At 73.9% G+C, this 25,315-nt stretch carries 22 protein-coding genes; 17 read left to right on the forward strand and 5 right to left on the reverse strand.

What is annotated here, in order from left to right; translation table 11 throughout:
* Nucleotides 1-26: 26 nt before the first annotated feature.
* Genes BS72_RS07205 through BS72_RS07225 form a run of 5 tightly spaced genes read left to right on the forward strand, consistent with a single transcriptional unit; the run spans nucleotide 27 to nucleotide 5,194 of the window.
* Entirely contained in the window at nucleotides 27-770 is a 744-nt protein-coding gene (locus BS72_RS07205; RefSeq protein ID WP_232792263.1) for a hypothetical protein, read from the forward strand.
* Nucleotides 767-1,084 carry a phosphopantetheine-binding protein gene (locus BS72_RS07210; protein WP_037908065.1) on the forward strand — a complete coding sequence of 106 codons (318 nt, stop codon included), beginning with the start codon at nucleotides 767-769 and terminating at the stop codon, nucleotides 1,082-1,084. The genes BS72_RS07205 and BS72_RS07210 overlap by 4 nt, the downstream gene beginning before the upstream one ends.
* Nucleotides 1,081-2,730, forward strand: coding sequence for a class I adenylate-forming enzyme family protein (locus BS72_RS07215; protein ID WP_051950778.1), 1,650 nt, complete (start codon nucleotides 1,081-1,083; stop codon nucleotides 2,728-2,730). The genes BS72_RS07210 and BS72_RS07215 overlap by 4 nt, the downstream gene beginning before the upstream one ends.
* Nucleotides 2,727-3,593, forward strand: coding sequence for a TauD/TfdA family dioxygenase (locus tag BS72_RS07220; RefSeq protein WP_051950779.1), 867 nt, complete (start codon nucleotides 2,727-2,729; stop codon nucleotides 3,591-3,593). The genes BS72_RS07215 and BS72_RS07220 overlap by 4 nt, the downstream gene beginning before the upstream one ends.
* Nucleotides 3,590-5,194 (forward strand): pyridoxal phosphate-dependent aminotransferase, encoded by a 1,605-nt coding sequence (locus BS72_RS07225; RefSeq protein ID WP_051950780.1) that lies wholly within the window; start codon nucleotides 3,590-3,592, stop codon nucleotides 5,192-5,194. The genes BS72_RS07220 and BS72_RS07225 overlap by 4 nt, the downstream gene beginning before the upstream one ends.
* Here the strand turns inward: BS72_RS07225 and BS72_RS07230 are convergent.
* From BS72_RS07230 to BS72_RS07250, 5 genes are read right to left on the reverse strand one after another with little or no spacing between them, the layout of a single operon-like run.
* Complete coding sequence (locus tag BS72_RS07230) at nucleotides 5,174-6,256, reverse strand: SIS domain-containing protein (protein WP_037908067.1); 1,083 nt, start codon at nucleotides 6,254-6,256, stop codon at nucleotides 5,174-5,176. The genes BS72_RS07225 and BS72_RS07230 overlap by 21 nt on opposite strands.
* Complete coding sequence (locus BS72_RS07235) at nucleotides 6,253-7,068, reverse strand: BtpA/SgcQ family protein (RefSeq protein ID WP_078901117.1); 816 nt, start codon at nucleotides 7,066-7,068, stop codon at nucleotides 6,253-6,255. Before BS72_RS07235 ends, BS72_RS07230 begins: the two co-directional genes overlap by 4 nt.
* The gene (locus BS72_RS36335) at nucleotides 7,065-8,036 is read right to left on the reverse strand and encodes an aldose epimerase family protein (RefSeq protein WP_051950781.1); all 972 of its coding nucleotides are present in this window, start codon (nucleotides 8,034-8,036) and stop codon (nucleotides 7,065-7,067) included. Before BS72_RS36335 ends, BS72_RS07235 begins: the two co-directional genes overlap by 4 nt.
* Nucleotides 8,037-8,065: 29 nt before the next feature.
* A complete protein-coding gene (locus tag BS72_RS36340) occupies nucleotides 8,066-8,560 on the reverse strand; it encodes a hypothetical protein (protein ID WP_051950782.1) in 495 nt (164 codons plus the stop codon).
* Nucleotides 8,557-9,552: an LLM class flavin-dependent oxidoreductase gene (locus BS72_RS07250; protein WP_078901118.1), complete on the reverse strand. Its 996-nt coding sequence runs from the start codon at nucleotides 9,550-9,552 to the stop codon at nucleotides 8,557-8,559. The genes BS72_RS36340 and BS72_RS07250 overlap by 4 nt, the downstream gene beginning before the upstream one ends.
* A 238-nt stretch (nucleotides 9,553-9,790) precedes the next feature.
* On the opposite strand from BS72_RS07250, the gene BS72_RS07255 reads away from it, so the two are divergent.
* The 12 genes from BS72_RS07255 to BS72_RS07310 are packed head-to-tail and all read left to right on the forward strand — an operon-like array spanning nucleotide 9,791 to nucleotide 25,201.
* A complete protein-coding gene (locus tag BS72_RS07255) occupies nucleotides 9,791-10,534 on the forward strand; it encodes a hypothetical protein (RefSeq protein ID WP_037908073.1) in 744 nt (247 codons plus the stop codon).
* Nucleotides 10,535-10,536: 2 nt separating this feature from the next.
* Nucleotides 10,537-12,456, forward strand: a complete 1,920-nt coding sequence (locus BS72_RS07260; RefSeq protein ID WP_051950783.1) for an ABC transporter ATP-binding protein — start codon at nucleotides 10,537-10,539, stop codon at nucleotides 12,454-12,456.
* The gene (locus tag BS72_RS07265) at nucleotides 12,453-14,288 is read left to right on the forward strand and encodes an ABC transporter ATP-binding protein (RefSeq protein ID WP_051950784.1); all 1,836 of its coding nucleotides are present in this window, start codon (nucleotides 12,453-12,455) and stop codon (nucleotides 14,286-14,288) included. Before BS72_RS07260 ends, BS72_RS07265 begins: the two co-directional genes overlap by 4 nt.
* Nucleotides 14,285-16,006 (forward strand): amino acid adenylation domain-containing protein, encoded by a 1,722-nt coding sequence (locus BS72_RS07270; protein ID WP_051950785.1) that lies wholly within the window; start codon nucleotides 14,285-14,287, stop codon nucleotides 16,004-16,006. Before BS72_RS07265 ends, BS72_RS07270 begins: the two co-directional genes overlap by 4 nt.
* Before the next feature lie 44 nt (nucleotides 16,007-16,050).
* Nucleotides 16,051-16,878 carry a phosphosulfolactate synthase gene (locus tag BS72_RS07275; protein WP_198545803.1) on the forward strand — a complete coding sequence of 276 codons (828 nt, stop codon included), beginning with the start codon at nucleotides 16,051-16,053 and terminating at the stop codon, nucleotides 16,876-16,878.
* Entirely contained in the window at nucleotides 16,871-17,839 is a 969-nt protein-coding gene (locus tag BS72_RS07280) for a DUF7714 family protein (protein ID WP_198545805.1), read from the forward strand. The genes BS72_RS07275 and BS72_RS07280 overlap by 8 nt, the downstream gene beginning before the upstream one ends.
* Before the next feature lie 3 nt (nucleotides 17,840-17,842).
* Nucleotides 17,843-19,216, forward strand: a complete 1,374-nt coding sequence (xcbD, locus tag BS72_RS07285; RefSeq protein ID WP_037908076.1) for a 3-sulfopropionylcysteine synthase XcbD — start codon at nucleotides 17,843-17,845, stop codon at nucleotides 19,214-19,216.
* The gene (locus tag BS72_RS07290; protein ID WP_198545807.1) at nucleotides 19,213-20,190 is read left to right on the forward strand and encodes a D-cysteine desulfhydrase family protein; all 978 of its coding nucleotides are present in this window, start codon (nucleotides 19,213-19,215) and stop codon (nucleotides 20,188-20,190) included. The genes xcbD and BS72_RS07290 overlap by 4 nt, the downstream gene beginning before the upstream one ends.
* A complete protein-coding gene (locus BS72_RS07295) occupies nucleotides 20,187-21,773 on the forward strand; it encodes a lyase family protein (RefSeq protein ID WP_078901119.1) in 1,587 nt (528 codons plus the stop codon). The genes BS72_RS07290 and BS72_RS07295 overlap by 4 nt, the downstream gene beginning before the upstream one ends.
* Nucleotides 21,770-23,899 (forward strand): hypothetical protein, encoded by a 2,130-nt coding sequence (locus BS72_RS07300; RefSeq protein WP_157856167.1) that lies wholly within the window; start codon nucleotides 21,770-21,772, stop codon nucleotides 23,897-23,899. The genes BS72_RS07295 and BS72_RS07300 overlap by 4 nt, the downstream gene beginning before the upstream one ends.
* A 43-nt stretch (nucleotides 23,900-23,942) precedes the next feature.
* Nucleotides 23,943-24,917, forward strand: coding sequence for an FAD-dependent oxidoreductase (locus tag BS72_RS32045; RefSeq protein ID WP_078901120.1), 975 nt, complete (start codon nucleotides 23,943-23,945; stop codon nucleotides 24,915-24,917).
* Nucleotides 24,914-25,201: an acyl carrier protein gene (locus BS72_RS07310; RefSeq protein ID WP_157856168.1), complete on the forward strand. Its 288-nt coding sequence runs from the start codon at nucleotides 24,914-24,916 to the stop codon at nucleotides 25,199-25,201. The genes BS72_RS32045 and BS72_RS07310 overlap by 4 nt, the downstream gene beginning before the upstream one ends.
* Nucleotides 25,202-25,315 lie beyond the last annotated feature (114 nt).

A 25,315-nucleotide genomic window follows, 5' to 3' on the forward strand; every position in this document is an offset into this window, starting at 1 on the left:
GTGGCGGTACGGAAGAAGGTGTCCTGATGGGCGAAATGCTGAAGCGGTCCCCCGACCAGCTCAACGAGGTCCACGACGTCACGGAGTTCCGGGACGCGGGCCGCTGCCGGGTCACTCCGGTGGCGAGGTTCGACGCGCCGGTGGCGCAGGCGCTCGTCGACACGCTGACCGACATCGTCCGCCGAGCCCACGCGGAACCGAAGGCCACCGCGCCCGACGAGGAGGGCATCGTCCGGGCGCAGACCTTCGAGGAGGGCGAGGTCTTCATGCTGGAGGCACCGTTCGACGGCTACTTCGCCGACCGGTACCTGATGGACTTCTACGACGTGGGCCAGCGCGGCATCTGTTCGAGGATGCACCTGCACACCGGACTGCGCTTCGTGCGCATGATGACGGGCCCCGGAACGCGCATACGGGTGTCGAGCCTCTCGCCGTTCCACATGCTGCACGCCGAGGGCATCACGCCGTTCGCCCTGGAGCAGTTCACCGACGAGCTGCCCGACACGCCGGACGGTGTGACCGTGCCGCGGTACAACGCGGTCGTCCCGGAGAACGCGTGGGTCGACATGCAGATCCCGCGCGCGGTGTCCCACCAGTTCAACGCGATCGGTCCGCACGCCGTCATCGACTCCGTGCATCCGGAGGAGTCGATCGAGACGTTCCGGGAGAGGATGTCCGGTTATCGGATGATGGCCCAGACGGTGTTCCTCGCCGAGGACCTCCCGGCGGCCGAGACCTGTGACCAACTGCCCGACACGGCCATCGCATGAGCGCGCGCGAACCAGCACCCGGGCCGGCGTGGCAGCCGGGCCCCGGCGCCGCCGACGAGGTGGGCGGCCGGATCGTGGCCGTGCTGCGGGAGGTCGCCGCCGACGCCCCCGGGACCGCGGCCTGCCGGGACGTCGACACGGCGCTCGCCGGGCTCGACTCGCTCGGCGTCGTCCAGCTCATGGTGCGGCTGGAGGCCGAGTTCGCGATCGAGTTCTCCGCCGAGTCCGTGACCCGCGTCAACTTCACGTCGCTCGCGGCCGTGCGCGCGCTCGTCGACTCCACCGCCGGACACCGGACGGGGCGGGACGCGTGAGCCGGACCGCGTTCTTCGCGCCTCCCCCGGAGGGCGTGCACACGTACGTGCGCGACGGTGGACGCGTACAGCCGGACGCCGCGGCAAGCGTGGCCGCCGACCTGCTGCACTGGGCGACGGCCGGCCCGGACCGCCCCTTCCTGACCTGGTGCCCGCGAGACGGCGGCGCGACCGTCCTGACCTACGGCGAGCTCGAACGGTACAGCCGCCGGCTCGCGACCCTGCTGGGGGGCCGGGTGGGCCCGAGCCGGCTGCTGGCCCTGCTGCCCGCCAACGACCTGCCCTCGGTCGTCGCCATCGTCACCGCTCTCAGGACAGGGACGCCGTGCCTGTTCCTCAACCCGCAGGATCCGGTACGGCGGCTGCGCTCGGTACTGGCCGACTGTCCGGCGGACCTCGTCCTGCGCTCGCCCTACGCGGCGCCGCAGGCGGCCGAGTTCGCCCAGACCGTTCCGTGGGATCCGACCGCGTGGGACGACGCGGAGCGCACGGACGGCACGGCCCCGGAGGGGACGGACGACGCCGCCGGGTGCGCCGACGCGCGGGCGCTGCCGGCGACGCACCCGGCGCTGCTCTTCGGTACCTCCGGCTCGACAGCCGCGAGCAAGCTCGTGGTCCAGTCGCATCGGGCGCTGACCAGCAACGCCGAGGCGGTGCGCCGACACCACGGGCTCACCCGGCACCGCACGCTGATGGGCGGCCTGCCGCTGCACCACGTGAACGGCGTGCACTTCACCCTCGTCGCGGCGCTGCACGCCGGGGCGCACACCGTCCTGCCGCAGGCGATCTCCCCCTACACCTACCGGGAGCTGCTCGACCAGCACCGCCCGGACATCGTGAGCCTCGTCCCGCCCGTGCTGGAGATGCTGCTGGCCACGGGCCGCGGCTGGCGGCCGCCGGACAACCTGCGCTACTTCGTGTCGGCCGCGGCGCCACTGACCTCCTCCCTGGTCCGACGGGTCGTGGACGCCTTCGGCGTGCGCGTGCTGCAGGGCTACGGCCTGTCGGAGACCACCAACTTCTCCACCACGGTGCCGGCCGACGCCTCGGAGGAGACCTACCGGGCGGTCGCGCTCGACGCCGGGATCCCGTCGGTCGGCGTCCCGCTGCACGGCAACGAGGTGGAGGTCTTCGCCGAGGACGGCACGCTGCTCGGTGAGGGCGCGCACGGCGAGATCCGCATGCGCGGCCACAACGTCATGGAGGGCTACGCCCACCGGCCGGATCTGACCGACGAGGCGTTCGCGGGCGGCTGGTTCCGCAGCGGGGACCTCGGCTACTGGGCGGCCGGCCCGGACGGACGCCGCTACTTCTACATCACCGGACGCGGCAAGAACATCGCGAAGGTCCGCGGGGAGACGGTCTCGTTGGAGGAGGTCGAGCGGGCGCTGCTCTCGGTCGACTCCGTCACCGACGCCGGCTGCGTCGCGCTGCCCCACCCGGCGTGGGGCGAGCAGGTCGTCGCCCTGGTGGCGACCCGCTCCGACGATCTCGACACGGTGAAGGCACGCCTCGCCGAACTGGTCCCGCCGGTCGCACTGCCGGTCCGCTGGCTCCGGCTCGACACGGTCCCGCGCACCGCCACCGGCAAACTCCAACGGCCTCGCCTGGCCGACATCGCGCGTGAGGAGGCCGCGACATCGTGAGAGGCACCTTCCGGGAGCGCTCCGACCATCCCCACGTCGCCCTGCGCGGGGAGCGGCTCGACAGCGGCGCCCGCTACCCGGCGCCGCTGCGGCCACTGCCCGCCGCGGCGGCGGCACCGGCGGACGCCGCCGCGGCGGTTCTGGGCCAGCAGCTCCCCGAGCACGGGGTCGGCCACCTCGAACTGGACCGCGTGATGAGCAACGAGGAGTTCCGCGTCTTCGGCGAGGCGCTCGGCACGCCGCAGCCGGAGACGTCACCCGACGTCCGGGCCATGGTCGAGGACCAGGTGATCCTCAATCTCCGCACCGACGGCCCCGCGACCTCCGATCCCGCCCGGCAGCCGTTCGCGGCCAACTCGCTGACACTGCACTCGGAGAGCAGCGGCGCCCCGGCACCGGCCCAGCCGCGCTACATCGTGCTGATGTGCGTGTCGCCCGGTGACGACGACGGTGCCGCGCAGACGGTCGTCGTCCCCATGGCGGGGGTGCACGCCGCTCTGCCGCACACCGCGCGGGAGGTGCTCCACCGCACCCGCTACGACCGGGACGGGGAGGCGCCGCCCGTGCTCCGCGAGGCCGGCGGACGGCCGGTGTTCTCCTTCCGCGACTTCGGCGCCACCCCGCTCGCCTGGGCCGCCGACGGGGTCGACGGCGGCCCGGCGGCCGTGGACCGCGCCCTGGTCGAGCTGCACACGGCGATGTACGGCCACCGCGCCTTCGGCTTCCACTGGCGGCCCGGACGCCTCGTCGTCATCGACAACACCCGCCACTTCCACGGGCGCACCCGCGGCAGGGCCCCGGTGGCCGGACAGGCCAGGCACCTCAAGCGGTTGCGTATCCGGGCTGCGGAGGGGGCGCGATGACCGACCTCTCCGCACTGTTCTCGGCGCTCCCGCCGCCGTCGCGGAGGCGGCCGCCGACGCCCGCCGCGGCGGACGCGACCAGTACGCACCAGGCCCTGGCCCGCGCCGGGGTCCAGGAGTTCGGCCCGGACGAGTACCTGATCGAGGTCTTCGAACGGGCGCCGGACCCGACCGACGCGATGCAGCTGCGGGACCTGTACCTCGGCCGGATCGAGCAGGCGCTCGGAGCGCGCTCGTCCCGTCCGGAGCTGGCCGAGGCGTGGCGGGCGGCGCGGCACCGCCGCACCGTGACACCCGAGCAGGTCCTCGCCTCCCGGGCGACCGTGCGGTTCGTCAAGGAGATGTTCAACTTCTACTTCCGGGACGACCTGTACGGATCGCTGCGCCGGTCCGATCATCTGATCCTCTCCTCCGGAGCGGTGGACGAGGAGGAGTGGGGACTGCCGGCCGCGGTCAAGGAGTGCGTCACCTACGCCCTGAGCCGGGACTGGTACGGGTACTCCGACTCGCGCGGACGCGAACCGGCGCGCGAGGCGATCGCCGCGTACGAGTCCGCGCGACTGGGCGGCGCCTTCTACGACCTGCGGAACGTCGCCCTGACCATGGGCGGCACCTTCGCCATCAGCGGCCTCACCGACTTCGTGCTCACCGGCCGGCGGAGCACCGCGCCGGCCCTGTGCGCCATCCCCAACTACCCGCCGCTCATCGAGTCCATGTCACGCCGCTCCGCCACGCGGCTGGTACCGACCCCGCTGGTGAACGGCGTGACCTCGCTCGCCCCCCTGCTGGAGCAGCTCCGTCCGGACACCCCGCTCGTGCTCCTGCAGACGGCCACGAACCCGACCGGGGCACTGGTCGACGAGGCGGAACTCGAAGCCCTCATCAAGGGGGCCGGCCCCGACACCGTCATCGTGCTCGACGAGTGCCACGAATGGCTCGGCCCGAGCCAGCGGTGGTCGCCGGCGCGTGCCGCCGCCAACGTCGTGCGCGTCAGCAGCCTGTCGAAGAACTGGTCGGCTCCAGGGCTGAAACTGGGGTGGATCCTGGCAGGCAGCACGTTCATCGACGCGTTCTACGAGTACGCGTCGAGCAGTTACGGCGGACCGCCGTCGTTCTTCTACACCGCCGTCGAGGTGCTGGCCCGGATGGAGCGCTGGCGGTTCGAGTCGAAGGCGGAGGCGGGACCGTCCGAACTCGCCGAGTTCGAGACCGGGTACGGGTTGACCGCCGACACCCTGCGCGCCGCCTACGCCGGCTACCTGGAGGAACGGGACAGGCGGGAGCAGGAGCTGCTCCGGAACCGGGACACCGCCGTCAGCCGGCTGCGGGGGCTGCCGGACACCGAGGTCACCGCGCCGCGCTACTCCATCAACCTCGTCGCGGACTTCGAGGACTACTCCGACTCCTACCTGGCCTTCCGCGACCTGCTCGACCTGCACGACGTCTCCGTCTTCCCCGGGCTGCTGACCTTCTGCCTGTCGGGCGGGCTGGTCAGGCTGACGACCGCGCGCCGCTGGACGGAGCTCACCCCGGCCCTGTCCCGGATAGAGCGGTTCCGGCGGACGCCGCGGCCGGTCGGGTCACTGCCGGCCGAACGGTAGCCGGTGGAGCACGCGGGCCAGTTCGGCGGCCAGCGGACCGGACACCGCCGAGTCGACCAGGGGCCGGGCGACCTCGGCGACGTGCTCGGCGACCGGCACGGTGACCGCCGCCACCTCGCGGGCTTCGGCGTCGGCCGCGCCCGCCACGACCACGAGGCGCCGGGAGCGGGCCGTCCGGCGGGCGGTCTCCAGCGCGGCTCCTCGGTCGGGGCCGGGGGGGACGAAGAAGACCACCGGATGGGCGGGATCGTGGCCGAAGCGGTGTACGTGCCACCAGTCCTCCGGGTCGACCGCCATGGCCGGCACCCCGGCGGTCTCGGTGAACTTCGCAGCCAGGTACCGGGCGCTCCCCGACGTCGCCGGGCCGGCGACCACGAGCACCACCGGCACCGGGGCGAGGAGCGCCGCGACCGGACCGGCCGCCAGGCGCGCTCCCTCGATCGTGGCCGACTGGGCGCGCGCGATGGTTTCCGGATCGCCGAGCGCGGCCGTGTGGGCGACCACGTCCGCGGGGCGTCCGCCTCCGCCCCGGTGGGCAGGTGACCGGCAGACCGCCGCCCCGAGGTGCAGCAGCGCCAGCAGAACGGCCTGGTAGGTGCGGATGCCGGGGGAGGGCTCGGACGCCCGCGGGTCGACGATGACGGACGTCTCGGCCGCGCGCGCCAGCGGACTGCCGGCCGCGCAGGTGACCGCCACCGTGGCCCGGGCGTGCCGGCGGGCCCCGGCCACCGCGGAGACGACAGTGGGGTTGCCCCCCGAGGCCGAGACACCGACGACGGCGGTGGTCCGAGCCTCTGCCTCCGGCCACGGCGGCGACTGGAGGAACGTGGCGGCGGGCAGCACCGCGCACTCCACGCCCGCTCGGGCGAGCAGGGGCGCGGCCGACAGCGCCGCGTGCAGCGAGTCGCCGCTGCCCAGCAGCACGAGGCGTTCCAGGGACCGCAGGGACCCGGCCGCGCGGGCCGCGGCCGGTTCCGCGACCCGCGACAGTTCCACCAGGTCGGCGGGGAGCCGGGTGAACTGGCGGGTCACCTCCCGCAGCGTGTACGACCGCGGGCTCATCGGCTTCCGCCGTGCACGACGCGCGCCAGCCGCCGGACGCTGCCGACGTCCACCCGGCCGTCCGGGCCGCCGCCACCGCGGGTCGTCAGACAACCGCTGACGAACGCGCCGTCGGCGTCCGCCAGCAGCCGCGCGGCGTTCCCGTGGGTGACGAACCCGCCCAGCATGACCGTGGCCCGGGGCGACCGGGCGCGGATGTCCGCGATCTTGGCGAGCGTCGCGTCCTCGTCGGGGTGGGCCACGCAGACCGCGTCGGCGCCCACGAGTTCGGCCCGACGCGCGACCCCGCCGGTGGTCTCGCCCTCTCCCGCCCACCGGAAGTGCATGGAGTCGACGTCGGCGATCAGCCGGACGTCGAAGGCGTCGATCGCCCGCCGGTAGGCCATGATCTCCAGCGGGTCGGGGCGCACCCAGCCGTGCGTCGACAAGGTGGCCCCCACGATCGCGTCGGCGCGTACGAAGGAAGCCCCCACCACCTTGGCCACCGCGAGCGAGGCGCGGACGGCGTGCCGCATGATCTGGACGCCCAGTTCGAAGCCGTCCGCGGTGGCGTCGGCGACCCGTGACGCGCACAGGGTCATCGCGGCGGTCCGGGCGGGATCGGCCTCGTCCTCGACGCTGTACACCCGGTCCACCGTCTGCAGCAGGACACCGTCGGCGCCGCCCTCGCACAGGGCCTCGGCGTCGCGTACCGCGTCGTCGACGGCGGCTGCCAGCGAGCCCGGCACATGGAAGGGCGTTCCGGGGAGCGGGGGGAGGTGGACCACGCCGTAGAGCTTGCGGTGCCGCCGGTCGTCCGCTTCCGTCGTCATCCGGTCCTCGTCTCCTGGAAGAAGGTGTAGGTCGTCTCGCTCCGGTAGACCGCACCGGGCGCCAGCTCGGCCGAGGGGAACGCCGTATGGTGCGGCGCGTCGGGCCATGGCCCCGGCTGAAGGCAGACACCGGCCCGCGGCTGCGGCAGGTGGTCGCCGGTGTAGACCGCCAGGCCCGGCTGGTCGGTGGCCAGCCTCAGGCCGCGGGCTCCGCCCGGAACCCTGAGCGTTGCCGTCCAGGGCCCCGGGGCGACGGCCACGCAGCCGTCCAGTGCCGCGGCTCCGAGCGTCCGCTCGGCACGCAGGTCGTAAGGAGTGCCGTCGACCGGCAGCACCCGCCCGGTCGGCACGAACTCCTCGCCCGCCTCGACGAGCGCGTCCGCGTTCAGCCGCAGCAGGTGGCGGTCGACCGGCTCGCGGCCGCCGGTGAGGTTCCAGAACGCGTGCAGGGTGGGACCGCACAGGGTCGTCCGGTCCGTCACCGCCTCGTAGCGGACGACCAGCCGGTCGTCCGTGTGGAGTTCGAACGTCGCGGTGCACCGCAGGTTGCCGGGGTACCCCTGGTCGCCGTGCGGGCTGTGCAGGCACATGGCGATCCGGCCGGAGTCCGGCCCGTCCTCGGCGCGCCCGTCCCACACCCGGGCGTCGAACCCGTCGGGGCCCCCGTGGATGTGGTGCTCACCGGCGTTGCGGGCCAGCCGATGAGGGCGTCCGCCGATACGGGCGGTGCCGGAGGACACGATGCGCGCGTAGCGGCCCATGGTCGAGCCGACGTAGGCCCGATCCGTCTTCCGTTCGTAGGCCGCGAGGTCGGGCAGCCGGACCACGAGGTTCGCCCGCCGCGCGCCGTCCGGGACGGACACCTCGACCAGCGTCGCGCCGTACTCCCACACGGCGACGCGCAACCGGCCGTTGTCCAGGCCGTGTTCGTGGACGGTGCGGCCCTGTCCGAGGCCGGCGCGGCCCACGGGGCGCCGCCATGACCGGACCCCGGCGGTCACGGCCCGACCGGCCGTTGCAGGCGGGTGCGCCGCGGCGCGGGGGTGTCGACGGTCCCGTACCGGACGAAGCCCAGGGCGGTCAGCAGGCGCAGCACGTCCGGCAGGTCCGGATTGGCCTCGGCCCGAAGGACGTCGGCACCGCCGTCCGCCGCCGTCCGTATCGCCTGTCGCACGGCACGCGCGCCCGCCAGCGGGTCGGGGCAGCGGGGATGGACGGCCAGCCGCTGCATGTACCAGGGACGTGCGGCGGAGGGCAGCAGCGGTTCCGCCGACGCGTCGAAGGAGGGCACGGGCCCGACGGTGACGGTCGCCACTGGCACCCCGTCCACCGTCCCGACGTGCACCAGGCGCCCCGCGACCAGGGCGCGGGTCGACGACAGGCGGCGAGCGGGCGCGGGGGTGCCCGAGCGCTGGGCCGCCGCGCGGTCGGAGGCTTCGATCAGGGAGTGCACGGCCGCGTCGTCCGCGGCGATCCGCCAGAGCACGGTCACCGAGCTCCCCCCATCGCCCGCAGCAGCGGGGCGACCTCGGTGGCGAACAGCTCCACGGTTCGCCAGTCCACCGGTGGGCGCGAGGCCAGCAGGAAGTCCCGGACGCCGAGCTCGACATAGGGCGCGAGCTTGTCCAGGCACTCCTGCGCGCTGCCGAAGCAGAGGTATTCGGGGAGATCGGCCGGGTGGCCGAAGGTGCCGGCCGCGACAGCCCGCCGTGCTCTCCGCCCGTCCCGGGTGACGACCGCCCGGAAGGTGATCGACCTGCGCACCTCTGCCGGGTCCCGGCCGATCCCGGCGCAGTTCTCCTCACACGCCCGCACCGCGGCGGAGTACGAAGCGAACGGCAGCGCGAGGCAGTTCCACACATCGGCGTGCTCGGCCACCACGCGGAGCACGCGCGGCCCCGAGCCGCCGATGACCAGCGGCACGCGCTCCTGGACCGGGCGCGGGTCGAGGTACGCCTCGCGCAGCTGGAAGTACTCGCCGTGGAACGTCACCGGTCCGCCGCCCCACAGCGCCCGTACGACCCGGCACGCCTCGTCCAGGACGGCTGGCCTCTCGCGCGCGGGCGGCTGCTCGATGCCGTACTGGCCGAACGCGAGATCCGCGCCACCCGCGCCGAGACCGAGTTCCAGGCGACCGCCCGAGACGTGGTCGACGGTGGCCGCGGCGACGGCGAGGAGCGCCGGATGCCGCCACACGGCCGGGGTGACGAGCATCGCGCAGCGCACCCTGCTCGTCGACGCCGCCAGCGCGGCCAGGGCGGTCATCCCGTCCAGGCAGGGCCCGGCGGGCCCGAGCAGGGGCGGCCGGAAGTGCTCGAACAGCGAGACCCAGTCGTACCCGAGCGACTCGGCGGTCTGCCACACCGTCCGGATGGAGGCGAAATCGGGGTACTGCTGGCCGGAGTGGAGGCCGACACGGATCCCGCCGAGGGGATCCGCGCCAGCGCCGTCGCCTTCGGGCCGGGCCGGGACCCGCTGATTCATCGCTGCCTCCGGGGGGTCGCCACGATCACCGGTCGAACCCTCGCACCGGGCCTCCCGCCGCAGAAGCGCTCACCCTGAACGCGACAAGCAGGGAAAGCGCGTCGGGGAGAGACGCCGGCGGCATTGATCAGTATCCGGTTCTGAGGGCCTTGAACGCTGCTCGGACTCCTGGAACGATAGGGGCGTGTTTCAGCCGGGAAACGGCGGTCGATATATGTGTCGGTGAATGGAGAATTCGATGTCCGACGGGGAGGTTCGGCCGCTCGGTGGGCAGATGGCCGGGCTTCTCGAATTCTCCGGAGTCGGGCCGGAGCGGAAATTCTCGACTGCGTTCCCCGCCGATGTGCTCCCTGGTGTCCTCACCCGCGATCCGCTCGCCGGCCATGTCGAGGCGATCGGCGCGCCCGAGCGTGTTCCGGCGCGCGCCGCCGGGACCGCGGGCCCCGGGCCCGCCCGTGTGCGGCCCGGCGCCGCCCGCAGTGCGGCTTCTCTGCCGGTTCCCGTCGCCGAGGAGCCGATCCGGGCGGATGCCCAGGCCGTGGAGGTCATGGCGGTCGATCCGGTACGGGTCGGCCCGCCCCGGGTGCGGTCCGCGCTGCGCCGGAGCGCCGCCGATCCCGGCGGGGAGTTCCGTGACGACGAATACGCCGACGGCTGTCCGGTAGGAGATCCGATCGACCGGTGGATCGATTCCGCCGTCGACGACTCCTTCGACGAAGAGGCCCGTGCGATATCCTGCGGGACGTTGCGGAACGGATATGCGAGCAGGGTCGATTATGTACGACGGGCCGGCGTCGGGCTACGGTCGGCATGTGATGACGCGGCGCGGGTCCACACCGTCTCGCGCATGGCGGAAAAGCGCGCTGTCTTCGGCTCCGGAGCACGCGTGTCGGAGTTCCTGTACGCGGTGGACGGCATTCCCCTGCTTCTTCGCCAGGACGTTGTTCGCGACCTCCGCCCGCTCATAGCCGGGGAGGACTAGCGGTGCGCGCCGGGGCTGAGCCGGGCACGCGGGAGAGAGGCGGGACGGACCGGGGCCGCCCGGAGCGCTCCACCACGTGGTGGGCGGCCGCACGCCGGCAGTGGCAGCTTGTCGGTGCCGTCCGTGTCGCCGGGCCGGTCCTGCTCACCGGTGTCTGGGCGGTCAGCCTCATGCGCACCGTCCTGCCCACGTTGACGGGACTGTCCACCGGGTGGCTGGTGTCCCGGTTGGTCTCAGCCCCGAGCGACCACCACGCCCTGGTCCTCGCCGTCCTCCTGTCGTGCGCCCTGATGCTGGCCTCGCAGGTACTGGAGGCGTTCGCCCCCGCCCTTGCCTTCAGCGCCTCGCAGCGGGTGGACGCCTGGCACCGGGGAGTCGTCGCCGAGCTGATGGGGCGGCCGGCGGGAATCGGGCACCTGGAGGACCCCCTGGTCCAGGACCGGCTCGCCTCCGCGCTGCTGAAGGGGCTGCCGGGCTGGGCCTCGTACAGCTTCGGCACCGCGGCGGTCGGCCAGACGGTCATCGTCACCAGGATCGTCGGCGCCTGCCTGGCCACCGCCGTGCTCTGCCGGTTCTCCCCGGCACTGGCCGGCGGTCTCCTCGCGGTGACCCTGTTCACCCGCTTCGTCAGCCGGCGCGAGTGGCTGGCGCAGCACGCCGTGGTCCGCGCCCTCGCGCCCACGACCCGTCGCGCGGCCTACTGGGCCGAGGTCGGGGTCATGCCCTGGGCGGCCAAGGAACTGCGGATCTTCGGGATGACCGACTGGGTGGTCGAACGGTTCCGGCAGCGCATGACCGCACGCACCAGGGAACTGGCCGCGGTCCGCCTGCGGCTGCTGGCGCGGATGCGGTGGACGTCCCTGGTGCTGGTCGCCGCGGTGGCGGGCGGGCTCGGCGCCCTGGCCCACGCCGCCGCCTCGGGCCGGATCACCACCGGCGCCCTCGCCGTCTACCTCGGGGCGCTCTGGGTGGTGGTCGCGGGCAACGGCATGGAGGTGGAGTCCTTCGACGTGGCGTTCGCCGGCCATCCGACGCTGCTCGCACTGGAGGAGCTGCGCGAGGTGGCCGGCGAGCCCCCGGCGGCCCCTTCGGCCCCCTCGGCGCTCCCGGCGGCGGCACCCCTGCCGGCCCCCCTCGTCCGCTTCGAGGACGTCGCCTTCCGGTACCCCGGTGCCCGGGGCCCCGTGCTCAGCGGAGTGGACCTGGAGATCGCCCCCGGCGAACTGCTCGCCGTCGTGGGCGTCAACGGCGCCGGGAAGACCACACTCACCAAGCTGCTGACGGGCATGCACCAGCCGACGCGGGGCCGGATCACGGTCGACGGGCGTCCGCTCGACGCCGAGCCCGTCGACCGGTGGCGCCGGCGGATCGCGGTCGTCCTGCAGGACTTCGTGCGGTACGACCTCTCCTTCCGGGACAACGTCGTGCTGGGTGCCCCCTGGGGGGATGCCGATCCCGCGCTCCTCGACGAGGTCGCCGGGCGGTCCGGCTTGGACGAATGGGTACGAAGGGCGCCGGACGGCTGGGACACCCCGCTGACCCGCGGCCGCACCGGGGGGATCGACCTCTCCGGCGGCCAGTGGCAGCGAGTGGCCCTGGCCCGCGCCCTGTACGCCGTCGCCCAGGGTGCCCGGCTGCTCGTCCTCGACGAGCCGACCGCGCACCTGGACGTCAAGGCCGAACTCGACACGTTCACCCGCATCGCCGAGAGCGCCGGCGACGCGGGCGTCGTCCTCATCTCGCACCGGCTGTCGACGGTCCGGCGCGCCGACCGGATCGTCCTGCTCGACGGCGGCCGGGTCGCCGAGGAGGGCCGGCACGAGGAACTGCTCGCCCTGGGCGGGCAGTACGCGGCCATGTTCGCCGCGCAGGCCGACCGGTTCGGCGAGCCCGCGCGGTCCGCCGGGACGGCCGCGTCATGAGCCGCTTCTCGGTGATCCGGTGGCTCTACCAGGTGGCCTGGCGCGAGCAGCGGCGCGTCGTGGCGGCCTACGCCGTACTCCTGGCCGGCGACGTGCTGGCCACCGGGGGCTTCGGCCTCGCCCTGCGGGCCGTGATCCAGGCGTCCCTGCACGACGCCCCCCGCGGAGCGGTGGCCGCCTCGGCGGTGGCCGCGGTGTGCTGGGGGGTGACGGCGATCGGGTCGTCGGCCCGGACGAACATGCTCATGCTGCTCGCCGAAGCCGTCGGAGTGCGGCTGGACGAGCGCATCCTGCGCATGGTCGGCCGGCTTGAGGACCTGCGGCAGCTGGACGACCCCGGCTACGCCGACCGCGTCGCCCTGCTCCGCGGCGGCGGCGACCTGCTCGCCCAGTACGCGCTCAGAGCCCTCGACACCATCGCCATCGCGCTGCGCCTGGCGGTGGTACTGACCCTGCTCGCCGTCGTCGCGCCGGCGATGGTGGCGCTGGCCGGGGCACTCGTCCCCGTCCTGTGGTTCCAGCGGCGGGGACAGCGGCGCGTCGGGCGGAGCGTGCTGGCCTCCGGCAGCGACGTCCGGCTGGCCGAGCACCTGCACACCCTGCTCACCGAGCCCGGCTCCGGCATGGAGATCCGGGTGGCCGGCGCGGGTGCCGCCCTGCGGGGCAAGGCCGACGACACGTGGGCGCGACTGATCCGGCGTCAGGAGCGGGCCCGGTACGCGGCGGCGTCCCTCGTCGCGGCAGGCTGGGTGGTCTTCATGGCCGCGTACTGCGGCGCGCTGCTCGTCACCGTCGACTCCGTCGCCGCCGACCGCACGGCGCCCGGCGACGTGCTTCTCGTCATCACCATCACGGTGAGCCTGCGGGCGCAGGCGGAGAGCGCCATGGCGACCCTGCGGCGCAACGCCGACGGCACGCACTACCTCGACGCCTTCCTGTGGCTGGAAGGGGTGAGCGCCGCCGCGGAGCCGGTGGGGCCGACCGGGGCGGTCCCGGACCGCCTGGCCGACGGCATCACGCTGCGCGGTGTCCGCTTCGACTACCCGGGGACCGGCACGCCCGTTCTGCGCGACATCGACCTGGACCTCGCCGCCGGAACCACGGTGGCGGTCGTCGGCGAGCACGGTGCGGGCAAGACGACGCTGATCAGACTGCTGAGCGGGCTGTACACCCCGACCAGCGGCTCCATCACGGTCGACGGAACCGCGTTGCCGAGTCTGGCGAGGCGGGACTGGTGGTCCCGTACGACCGCCAACTTCCAGGACTACGCCCGCTTCGCGTTCGTGGCCCGGGAGGCGGTGGGCGTCGGCGATCTCGCGGCGCTCGACGACCGGGAGCGGATCGAACGGGCCGTTGTCCAGGGCGATGCCAGGTCGGTGGTCGACGGGCTGCCGTCGGGGCTGGAGACCCGGCTCGGCGGGCAGTTCGACGGTGCGGAGCTGTCGGGCGGCCAGTGGCAGCGTGTCGCGCTCAGCCGTGCCTTCATGCGGACCCGCCCGCTGCTGTTCGTGCTGGACGAGCCGACCGCGTCACTCGACGCGCGCAGCGAGTACGACCTGTACCGGCGGCAGATGGAGACGGCCGCGCGGATGGGCGCGGAGTGGGGCACGGTCACCGTCGTGATCTCGCACCGGTTCTCCACCGTGCGGATGGCCGACCGCATCGTCGTCCTTGCCGACGGACGGGTGACCGAGCAGGGCTCCCACGACGACCTCATGGCCCTCAACGGCACATACGCGGAGCTCTACCGGCTCCAGGCGGACGGCTACCGGCCCGCCGGGGCTCCCGCCCCCGCCCCGGTCCCGTCCGGCACCTCACCGGAGGAGGCATGACCTTGCGCGGACCGTCGTCCCCGCTTCGGCACCCCGCGGCTGCCGAACGGGGGAACAGCACGCATCGGCGGTTCCCGCGCGACGCGACGCTCGTCGACCTGCTGGACGCGGCCGAGACCACGTACCGGGACCTCCCGGCGGTCCGCACCCCGGAGGGCGTACGCCTGACCCACGGGGAACTCGGCGCGCGCAGTACGGGCCTGGCGCGGCGGCTGGCCGCGCTGGGTGTCGGGCGCGGGACGCCGGTGGCCGTCCTCGCCGACCATGTCCCGGCCGCCGTCGTCGCCTTCCACGCCGTGATCCGGGCGGGAGCCCACTACGTACCGCTGGACGACCGATGGCCCGCGCAGCGGATGGCCGGCATCGTCGAGTCCATGTCCGTACCCGTCCTTGTGGCGTCGGCGGACTTCGAACAGGCGGCCCTGGAGGTCGGCCGGCGGACCGGGACAGGGACCCTGGTGCTGCTGGACCCGGAGGGCGGCGCGGCGGCCGGAGGGTCCGCGGCGGCGGATGGGCAGGACCCGTGGCGCGTGGTGCGGTTGGCGGGCGGCGCCCCCGACCGTCCCCGGCGGTTGGCGGGCGCGGTGGCGGCCTCCGCCCGCCCGGAGGCGACCGACCTGGCGTACACCCTCTTCACCTCGGGCTCCACCGGCGTGCCGAAGGGGGTGGAGGTGACCCACCGGAGCGTCGTGAACCTCGTCGACTGGTTCAACCGCCGCAACGGTGTCGGCCCGGACGACGTCCTCCTGCAGACCGCGGCCTTCGGCTTCGACCTCTCCGTGTACGACCTCTTCGGCCTCATCGCGGCCGGCGGAAGCCTCCTGCTGCTGCCCGGTAGGGAGCTGGCCGAACCGCGGGCCGTCGCCGACGCGCTCACGGAGCACCGTGTGACGCTGTGGAACTCCGCGCCGGCCGCCTTCACGCTCGTGCTCATGTTCGCCGCGGAGACCCGGCACCGCGGCGGAGCCCTGCGCCGCGTCTTCCTCAGCGGGGACTGGATCCCGCTCGACCTGCCGTCGGCGCTGGAGAGCACCTTCCCGGGGGCCGTCCTCGTCGCCCTGGGCGGTGCCACGGAGGCGTGCGTCTGGTCCAACGACTTCGTCGTGACCGGTGTCGACCCGGCATGGCGGAGCATTCCCTACGGCCACCCCATGCAGAACTGCCGGTACTACGTCCTCCGCGACGACATGTCCCCCTGCGACCTCGGTGAGGCGGGGGAACTCTACATAGCGGGGGAGTGCGTCGCGGCCGGCTACGCCAACGATCCGGAAACGACGCGGGCGCGCTTCCTGCCGGATCCCTGGGCGCCCGGGGCCGGCGGCCGGATGTACCGCACCGGCGACCGCGCGCGATGGACGCCCGACGGCTGGGTCGAGTTCCTCGGCCGGCTCGACTCGCAGGTCAAGGTCCGCGGCTACCGCATCGAGCTGGGCGAGGTCGAGCACGCGGCCCGGCAGGTGGCGGGCGTCGAAGAGGCGGCGGCGGTGGTCGTCGGCGACCCCCGCGACCCGGTCCTCGCCGTCGCCGTCCGGACGCGGGAGCCCATGGACGGCAGGAACCTGACGCGCGAACTCGCCGCCCTGCTCCCCGCGTACATGGTCCCGACCAGAACCCACATCGCGAGATCCCTTCCCGTGGGACCCAACGGGAAGGTCGACCGGAACGTACTCCGCCGACTTCTCACGGGACCCGTGCGGGACGCGAAGGCGATGCGGTGAGGCTGAATCCAACGCACACTCTGCGAATTTGCGAGGGAAAAGTGTTGAAAGGTCTTGAACACCGGCGGGCCTGGCCGACGGGCACCGTCGACTCGCACGGCCTGCCGAACTTTCTCACGCTGCCGGCCCGGGAGGAGAAGCCGCGCCGGACGGGCATCACGCATGTGCTGGACAAGGGAACGCCCCTCCCCGCTCTTGAGGCGTACCTGGTGTCGCAGGCGCACCTCATCGACTACCTGAAGATCGGCTGGGGGACGGCCTACATCGACCCCACCGCCAAGGAGCGCGTCGCCCTGTGCTCCGCCGCCGGCGTCGACGTGTGCCTGGGCGGCACGCTCCTCGAAGTGTGCGCCGCGCAGGGCAAGGTGGCCGAGCTGTGCGGCTGGGCGCAGAGCATCGGCGTGGACGCCGTCGAGGTCTCCAACGGCCTGCAGTTCCTCACCCCGGACCAGAAGTCCGGTCTCATCCGCTCCCTGTCGCAGGACTTCACCGTTCTCGCGGAGACCGGCGCCAAGTCCCAGACGGCACCGGTCGTCGCCGAGGAGTGGCTGCGGGAGCTGGAGTCGGATCTCGACGCCGGCGCGACCCTGGCGATCACGGAGGGACGGGAGAACGGCACCGTCGGCCTCTACGGCCCGGACGGCTGCGTGCGGGCCGACCTGGTCGAGGCGATCGTGGCCCGGCTGCCGCGGGAGCGCGTCCTCTTCGAGGCCCCGAAGAAGGCCCAGCAGGTCTGGCTGGTCAACCGGATGGGCGCCCAGGTCAACATCGGCAACGTTCCGCTCGACGAGGTGCTCGCGCTGGAGACCACCCGGCTGGGACTGCGTGCCGACACCGTGCCCGTGCCGGACGCCGGAGCCGGCCGTGAGTGAACCGGTCCTGACCGGGCCGGTCATGAGCGGGCCGGCCGCCGGCGGGCGCACCCTCGCGACCCCCGCGCCCAACACCATGAGCCGCCCCTACCGGGGCCTGTCCGTGCAGGAGACCGACGTCCCACTGACGCCGTCGGCGATCACGGAGCACCTCGTGGGCCGGGAGGTCTACCGGCGGACCGACTACCTCGTGCTCCGCAACGGGCCCGACCTCGCCGTGGCGCAGGTCCGCAAGGAGTCGGACGAGGAGCTGTTCGTCCCGGTGGCCGAGTGCGTCGTCATGGCCGGGCCGGGGCAGACGCTGTGGATCGACGCGCCGGACACCGACGTCGGCAACGCGACCGACCTGGCGCGGACGGCGCTGGCGCACGCCCGGGACGGCGTCCTGGCCTACGTGGTGCGCGGCAGGTTCGAGCACGTGAACTTCATCTGGAAGCCCACCCCCCTGACCGTGCGGGTGAGCGAGGTCGTGCCGCCCGACCCGCCGAAGCTCTTCGCCATGGCGCAGCAGGCCGCCGCCTTCGACGAGGACCTCCCGCCGATCGACCTGCGGTTGGACGCGGTGGACATCGTCCGGGAGGCCGCGGACCACCCGTCGGACGTCTACCTGCTGCCCTGCCGGGGCAGCGGAGTGGACCTGCCCGCCCCGGTCGCGTTCCTCGACACCCGGCCGGCCGAGCGGCGGGAGTGGCTGCTGATCGGCTGCGAGCGCTCCGCCCAGTTCCACCGCCACTTCTACGGGGACGAGCCGCCCCGGGTGGACATCTGCCCCCGCCGGCTCCCCACCTCCGCCGGCGAGCTGCGACTGACCAAGTGCTGCCTGCTGGAGCGCGGCGTCGAGTACGAGGAGGGCACCGCGGTCGTTCCCTGGGGTGCCAACCTGGACGAGGTCCGCGACGCCCTGCGCTGGCTCGCCGGCTGGCGCGACGACGCCACCACGACCAGCCCGAGGGGGAGATGAGGGATGGGAGCACATCCGTCCGATTCGGCACTGTACGGACACCTGTGGGGCACGGAGGAGCTGCACGCTCTCTTCGACGACGAGGGCCGCATCCAGTCGTGGCTGGACATCCTGGCGGCGCTCGCGCTCGCGCAGGCCGAGACGGGACTCGTTCCCCCCGAAGCCGCACGCGCGATCGCCGAGCACGCCGACGTGCGCGAGCTGGACCTCACGCGGCTGGTCGAGGAGACCAGGACAACCGGGCACTCCACCCTCGGGCTGGTGCGCTGCCTGCGCGCCGTCCTGCCCGAGGACGCCCGGGAGTGGGTCTACTACGGCGCCACCGTGCAGGACCTCTCCGACACCTGGCAGGCGCTGGTGACGCAGAAGGTCGCCGCCGTTGTGGACCGGGACCTGAAGCACCTCGTCGACCGTGCGGCGGCGCTGGCACGGCGCCACCGGGACACCATGATGTGCGCGCGCACGCACGGCCAGCCCGGCCTGGTGATCACCTTCGGCTTCAAGGCGGCCGTGTGGGCCTCGGAGCTGTCCCGGCACCGCGAGCGGCTGGCCGAGGCGGCCCGCCGCAGCCGGCTGGTCCAACTCGGCGGCGCCGTGGGCACCATGGAGTTCTGGGGGGACGAGCGGGAGGCGCTGCTCGCCGGATTCGCCGAACGGCTGGGCCTGGGCGTACCGGACATCGCCTGGCTGACCGCGCGGGACCAGGTGGCCGAGTTCGTGTCGGTACTGGCGATGGCGACCTCCACCCTGGCGAAGATCGGCCAGGAGGTCTACACGCTGCAGCGCTCGGAGATCGGGGAGTTGCGCGAGCCCTGGGAGCCCGGCCAGGTCGGCAGCATCACCATGCCGCACAAGCGCAACCCGGAGCTGTCCGAGCACCTGGTCACCCTCGCCAAGGTCGTACGGTCCAACGCGATGCTGGCCACCGAGGGCATGGTCCACGAGCACGAGAGGGACGGCCGGGCCTGGAAGACCGAATGGCTCGTGATGCCCGAGGCGTGCCTGCTGTCGGGCGCGGCCCTCTCCCTGGCCCGTCGCCTGCTCGACGGCCTGGAGGTCGACGACCGGCGGATGCGGGCCAACGTGGACGCCACCGGCGGGTACCTGATGTCCGAGTCCGTGATGCGCGCCCTCGCCGCCCGCCTCGGCAAGCACACCGCACACGAGGTCATGTACGCGGCGGCCGCGGCCGGACGCCGGGACGGCACCTCCTTCCGCGCCGCCCTGCTGGCCGATCCGGGCGTGACGGCCCACCTCTCGGAGGCGGACATCGACCGCAGCCTCGACCCCGCGTCCGCCGTCAGGGCGTCAGCGGTGTTCGTCGACCGCGTCCTGTCCGCGCTGACCCCCCACGACGCGAACGGTGGTCCCCGGTGACCTCACTGACCTCGCTGCCCCGGCTCCGGCTGCTGCCGGGCCCCACACCGCTCCAGCCCGCCCCGCGGCTTTCCAAGGCGATCGGCACGGAGGTGTGGCTCAAGCGGGACGACCTCACCGGCACCGGCCTGGGCGGCAACAAGATCCGGGCCCTGGAGTACCTGGCGGCCGACGCCCTCCACCGCGGGTGCGACTGCCTGGTCACCGGGGCCGGCCCGCAGTCCAACTGGGCCATGCTGGCCGCTCTGGTGGCCCGCACCTGCGGCCTGGACCCCTACCTGGTCTACTACGGGTCGTCCGAGGAGCCGGCCGGCAACCACGCGCTGGCCGAACTGGTCGGTACCGACATCCGGTTCACCGGGTCCGCCGACCGGGCGTCCGTCGACGGAACGCTGGAGTCCGTGGCGCGGGAACTGCGCGGACAAGGTAGGCGCCCCTACGTCCTGCCGCGGGGCGGAGCCACCGCGCTGGGATCGGTCGGCTACGTCCGAGCCGGCCTGGAACTGGTGACGCAGGCGATGGACGCGGAGCTGGAACCGGAATCGCTCTGGCTCGCCACCGGCTCGTGCGGTACCCACGCGGGGCTGCTGGCCGCGGTCCGCTCGCTCGGGTCCCCCTTCCGGGTGGTCGGCGTGACGGTGAGCAGACCGGCCGCCGAATGCGCCGAACGGGTGGCCGCGCTGGCCCACCAGAGTGCCGGCCTGCTGTCCCTGCCGACACCGGAATCCGGGGACGACCTGGAGATCGTCGACGGCTACACCGGCCCCGGCTACGGCCGGTCCTCGCCCGAGGGCGAGGAGGCGGCGCGGCTGGTCGCGGAGACCGAGGGGATCTTCCTCGACCCCGTCTTCGGAGCCAAGGCCATGGCCGCGCTCGTCGACGCCGCACGGCGCGGCCGGCTGACCGGCCCGGCCGTCTTCCTCGTGTCCGGAGGGGCACCCACCCTGCTCGACCCGAGCCGGAGGCAGCGATGAACCCGTCCGTGCCCCCCGGATACCTCGGCAACGAGGCCAGGATCACCAGCGGGCCGGCGCCGCAGATGGTGGCGGCGGGCTACGCGGTGGAGACCGCCGACGCGCCCCTGCTCCACCACGGCCTGGGCCTGGCCGACCTCGCCCACCTGCTGGCCCTGCGGGAGGCGGACGCGGTGCCCGAGGCGCCCGCGGCCGAACTGGCCGCGGAGATCCTCCGCATCACCCGTGTCCGGCCGGGCGACTTCCCCTACGACCCGGTTTACGGGGACGCCTACAACAGCCGGGAACGGGAGCTGGAACGGCGCCTGGGCCCCGCGGCCGGCTGGCTGCACACCGGCCGCACCCGCCGGGAGGCGGGGCGTATCGCCTTCCGCATGGCGCTGCGCCACCGAATCCTGGCGCTGCACCAGGCGGTGACCGACTTCGTCACGGCGCTGGGCAGCCAGGCCGCGGCGTTCGCGGAGACGGTCTGGGCGGACAACACGTACCTCCAGCCGGCCCAGCCCTCCACGTTCGGGCACTACCTCGGCGGCTTCGGCGAGGAGGCGGCACGCCACCTCGACCGGCTGGAGCAGGCGTACGCGCTGGCAGACCAGGCACCGACCGGGGTGGGCGGCGTCGGCGGCTCCCGGCTCCCGCTGGACCGGGCCGGTATGGCCGAGCGCCTGGGGTTCGCCGCGGCGGGAGCCCACACCCGCGACATCATGTGGGCCACCGACAGCGTCACCGACGCCGCCCTGGCCGCCGTGCAGGCGGCCCTCACCGCCGACCGGCTCGCCGAAGACCTGGAGATCTTCACCAGCCCCGGCTTCGGCTACGTGACCCTGGACCCCTCGCTGTGCCGCGCGTCCGTGCTCATGCCGCAGAAGCGCAACCCCTACGCCCTGGCCGTCGTCCGCGCCGGGGCCGGCACCCTGATCGGGAAGGCGACCGGGCTGCTGGTCACCGCCCGGACGCCGTCGGCCCGGACGGACAACTGGCTCCACACCTACCGGGAGGTCGCCGCCGCTGTCGACTCCGGCTGCGGGATCGTCGCGCTCGCCGCGGAGATCGTCCGCACGCTCCAGGTCGACGCCCCGGCGCTCGCCGCGGTCGCGGCCGAGCACTTCACGGGAGCGGCGGATCTCGCCGAGGAGCTGGTCCTGCGGTGCCGGGTGGACTACCGCTCGGCCTACCGGGTGGTGGGACGGGCTGTCGCGGAGGCCCTCGACGCGGGGCGGAGCAGCCTGGCACGGAACGATCTCGACCGGGCCGCCGAGGCCGTGCTGGGGCGACCGCTCGCCATCGACGAGAAGGCGGTGCTGGAGGCACTCGACCCGAAGCACATCGTCTCCACCCGTACGGCAGTCGGCGGCAGCGCGCCCGAACGCGTGCGGGAGCACGCCGCGGCGCTGCTCCGGCGCGCGGACCAGGCCGTCGCGTGGTGCGAGGGACGGCGGGCCCACCTCCGCGCGGCGGAGGAACAGCTCCTCGCCGACGCGGCGGCACTGGCGTCGACGGCGGGTCGGCTCCCGACACCCGCGACCGGCACCCGTCCGGCGCACACCGCGGACGTCCGGTCGGCGGACGGGGAGGGCCGGTGAGCCGTCCCGCTGAGCCGTTCCCGGCACCTGCCCAGGACCCGGCGGCCGCGGGGGCGGAGCCCGCCGCACCTGGGCGGTTCACCGTGGCAGGACGGACCGTCGCCGCGGTGGAGAACGAGGCCGACTACGCGGAGGCGGCTCGGCGGACCGGCTGCGACGGGCCGCTGCCGGTCCTGCCGCGGGACTGGCAGCGGCTGCGCGCGACGCTGGGCGCCCTGCCCGTCACCTCCGACAGCACGCCGCGGCGGTGGCGCGGTGCCGTCTTCGTCTGCGACCCGGCGTACGCCCCGGCCGGCCAGGTCCTCGCCCGGGCGAGCGGCCGGCCGCTGCTGCACGGGGACTTCGGCGAGGCGCTGCGGGCGAGCCGCGACCACCCGGTGACGCTCGTCGCCGGCGCCGACACCGTCTCCCACGAGGACTTCACCGCGGTACCGCCCGACGCGCGGCTGGGCCTCTTCGTCACCCGCGACCTGGTGACGGCGAGCGAGCTGGCCGTACGGACCGTCCTGCACGGTCCGGCCGCCGCCGCGCACCGGGGCGACCTCTCCTTCGACGTGGTCTCCATGGAGCCCACTGCCCCCGGGCGGCTCACCGGGGCCAACGCCACCGTGGAAGGGCTCCGCGACGCGCTCGGTGACGGGGTGGCGGTGCTGAGCGGGAGAAGCCACGCCCGCGAGTGCGTCCTCCACCTCAACGGCGCCGGCATCTGCGGACTGTCGGCCAACCGGCCGCTGCTCCCCCTGGCACCCGCGCCGGCGCACAGCGGCCGGCCGGAGCACCTGACGGCGTGCCAGCAGAACGCCGGGTGCTGGCGGGGCGATCTCGACGTGCCGGACCATCTGCGGGCGTCCGAGGTGCGCGCGGCGTTCGTGATGCTGGACGGCTGCCAACTCGCGCTCGCCGGACAGGGCCCCGTCCGCGCGGACGTCTCGGTGCCCCTCACCATGCTGGAGGGCTCCGCGATCGCCGTCGCCGCGGCGGCCGGGACGCGCAAGGGCGCCTCGCGGGCCGGGCAGCTCTTCCAAGCCCTCATCCGCGGCGGCCTCGCCCTCGGCGACGTGCTGTCCGAGGTGAACGGTGCCATCGGAGCCGAGCCTGACGCCTTCGGCAAGCTGGTGCTCTTCGGCGACGCCGGGCTGGTTCCGGCGCCGGCCCGCGACGCCTCCCGCACGCCGGTGGAGGTTCGCGGCCGGGTACACGTCCCCGACCGCTCGGACGCCGTCCTGCTCGCCGGCCCCTCGCTCCTCGCCGAGCGCGGGGACGGCCCTCTCGTCATGCGCCGCGCCCAGCAGGGCACCTGGTGGGCGCTCACCTCCGCCGCCGGGCGCGGCGCCGGCGAGGTCGTCGCCGTACCCGTTCCGCTCGACGGCACCTGGCGCACCCGCGCGGTCCCGTGGATCCGGCGGCTGCGGGACCTCGCCGGGCTGCTGAAGGCGGACCCGGCGGAGCTGGACGGGATCGAGCGCAGGGCCGCCGCGGCCGTCCTGAAGCGGGCGAGGGCCGAGGACGCGCCGGCAGCCGAGGAGGCCACCCGGGAGTTCCAGGCGGAACTCGACGGGCTGCGGGCCTTCCAGGCGCGGCTGATCGCCGACGAGGTCGACTGGATCCGGGAGAACTTCTACACGTTCACCGACAACTGGGCCCCGCCCTGGTCGGTGCGCACGCACGACGAGCCGGCCGAATGCCCGCAGTGCGGCGGACGGACCGTCACCCGGAACGACGTGTGGCCCGCCGGGGGGACCGGGTCGGCGCTGTGCTACGCCGTTTGCGCGCGCTGCGGGGAGATCGCCTCGGGAGCCGCGCGGTTCGGCTGCGATGTCACCGTGCGCGCACCCACGGGGCAGGTGCGGGGCGAGGAGTTCACCGTCGGCGTGACCGTGCGGGCACCGGCGGACCGACCCCTGGCAGTCGCGGTCGGCGCCTCGATTCCCAACGGGCGGCGCCTGCACTGCGACATGGCCGGCTCCAGGTCGTTCGAGCTCGGCCCGGGCGGGTCGGCGGTCACCGAGTTCACCGGCGTCAGCGACAGGGCGCGGACCAAGCCCGACCAGTACGCCGTCAGGGTCCTCGTCGCCGTGGACGGGGCGGTGCGCTGCCTCACCCAGTACGTCTGGGTGCGGTCGTAGCGGCGTCCGCACACGAGGCGCCAGAGGCTCACAGGGAGAAGAGATGTCTCATCAGCGACTGTACGACGTGATCATTGTCGGCGCCGGGGCGGCCGGGCTCTCCGCCGCCGTCCTGCTGGGACGGTCCAAGCGGAGCGTCCTCGTGGTCTCGCTCACCGTCAGACGGAACTCCACCGCGGCGAAGGTCAACAACGTGCCCTTCGCCCACGGCACCCCACCGGCCGAGGTGTTCGCGAAGATGGAGGCCGACGCGGCCTCCTACGGTGTGGAGTTCGTGTGGGACGAGGTCGTCTCGGCCTCCGTCTCCGAGCGCGGCCCCGTCGTCGAGACCGCGGGCAGCGGCTCGTTCGGCGGCCGGCGGCTCCTCCTGGCCGCGGGAACGGTCAACGAACTGCCGTCCTGGATTCCCGAGGGCGAGTGGGGCAGGTCGGTCTTCGACTGCCCGTACTGCCACACCTACGACAACGACGGCGCCGACTTCGTGTCGGTCGGGGTGGGGGAGGAGGCGCTCAAGCACGCTCTCCTGTGCCGGCAGTACGCCAGGACGCTGACCACGCTGGTCTCCGATCCGGCGGCCCTGGAGAGCGAATTCGCGGACACGCTGGTGAAGACCGGGTCCAGCGTGTTCGCCGACACGATCGACACCGCCGTCCGACTGCCCTCGGGGGAGCTGCTCCTGGCGACGGCCGGCGGCCGGGAGATCCGGGCCGGAACGGTGGTCCTCGACTTCGTCATCAGGCCGAACCAGCGCATCCCCAGGGCGCTCGGCCTCGAACTGAACCACCACGGCTACCCGCGCGCCACCCTGTTCGGCCAGACCTCCCACCCGCTGGTCTACAGCGCCGGGAACAGCCCCGGGTCGCCGTACTTCATGTGGACGGGTGCCGCGTGCAGCGGCATCAACGCGGCTCGGAAGATCTCCGAGGACATCGCCTTCAACCCGTCCGTCCAGTGCCTCTCCGGGCAGACCCACCCGGCCACAGCACCGGAGAGCGTCGCACGAGGGGGGCAGTGGTGAGCGATTCCGCGGAACGCGTCGAGGAGCACGATCCGTTGAACGGCACCGAGGGCGGGCTGAGCGCCGAGGCGAGGCGCGTCGTCACGGAGCGGTGGTGCGCGATCCTCCAACAGGGCGAGGAGACGGAGGACTACACGTTCTTCGAGCTCGGCGGGACATCGGTCGTCGCCTCCCAGCTGATCCTGCAGCTGAGCCGGGAGCTGGACTGCCGCATACCGCTCTCGGCGCTCTTCGAGCACCCGACGCTCCGCGAGTTCCGCGACCACCTGGCCACGATCCTCTGAACGGCGGCCCACCGAAGGGCCCGTATAAGAGAGGAACGGGGAGTCCGGCCTCACGCCGCGACCGGGCGGACGGGCGGCGAGGCGAACTTGCGCACTGTCCGGTCGGGCCGGGGC

It is taken from the genome of Actinacidiphila yeochonensis CN732 (assembly GCF_000745345.1).
GTDB lineage: Bacteria > Actinomycetota > Actinomycetes > Streptomycetales > Streptomycetaceae > Actinacidiphila > Actinacidiphila yeochonensis.

What these genes read in the sequence shown, in the direction of transcription:
- BS72_RS32045 (WP_078901120.1), top strand. Translation starts at nt 23,943, where the DNA reads ATGTCTCATCAGCGACTGTACGACGTGATCATTGTCGGCGCCGGGGCG.
- xcbD (WP_037908076.1), top strand. Translation starts at nt 17,843, where the DNA reads ATGGGAGCACATCCGTCCGATTCGGCACTGTACGGACACCTGTGGGGC.
- BS72_RS07210 (WP_037908065.1), top strand. Translation starts at nt 767, where the DNA reads ATGAGCGCGCGCGAACCAGCACCCGGGCCGGCGTGGCAGCCGGGCCCC.
- BS72_RS07235 (WP_078901117.1), bottom strand. Translation starts at nt 7,068, where the DNA reads ATGACGACGGAAGCGGACGACCGGCGGCACCGCAAGCTCTACGGCGTG.
- BS72_RS07230 (WP_037908067.1), bottom strand. Translation starts at nt 6,256, where the DNA reads ATGAGCCCGCGGTCGTACACGCTGCGGGAGGTGACCCGCCAGTTCACC.
- BS72_RS07225 (WP_051950780.1), top strand. Translation starts at nt 3,590, where the DNA reads ATGACCGACCTCTCCGCACTGTTCTCGGCGCTCCCGCCGCCGTCGCGG.
- BS72_RS07295 (WP_078901119.1), top strand. Translation starts at nt 20,187, where the DNA reads ATGAACCCGTCCGTGCCCCCCGGATACCTCGGCAACGAGGCCAGGATC.
- BS72_RS07265 (WP_051950784.1), top strand. Translation starts at nt 12,453, where the DNA reads ATGAGCCGCTTCTCGGTGATCCGGTGGCTCTACCAGGTGGCCTGGCGC.
- BS72_RS07250 (WP_078901118.1), bottom strand. Translation starts at nt 9,552, where the DNA reads ATGAATCAGCGGGTCCCGGCCCGGCCCGAAGGCGACGGCGCTGGCGCG.
- BS72_RS07255 (WP_037908073.1), top strand. Translation starts at nt 9,791, where the DNA reads ATGTCCGACGGGGAGGTTCGGCCGCTCGGTGGGCAGATGGCCGGGCTT.
- BS72_RS07270 (WP_051950785.1), top strand. Translation starts at nt 14,285, where the DNA reads ATGACCTTGCGCGGACCGTCGTCCCCGCTTCGGCACCCCGCGGCTGCC.
- BS72_RS07205 (WP_232792263.1), top strand. Translation starts at nt 27, where the DNA reads ATGGGCGAAATGCTGAAGCGGTCCCCCGACCAGCTCAACGAGGTCCAC.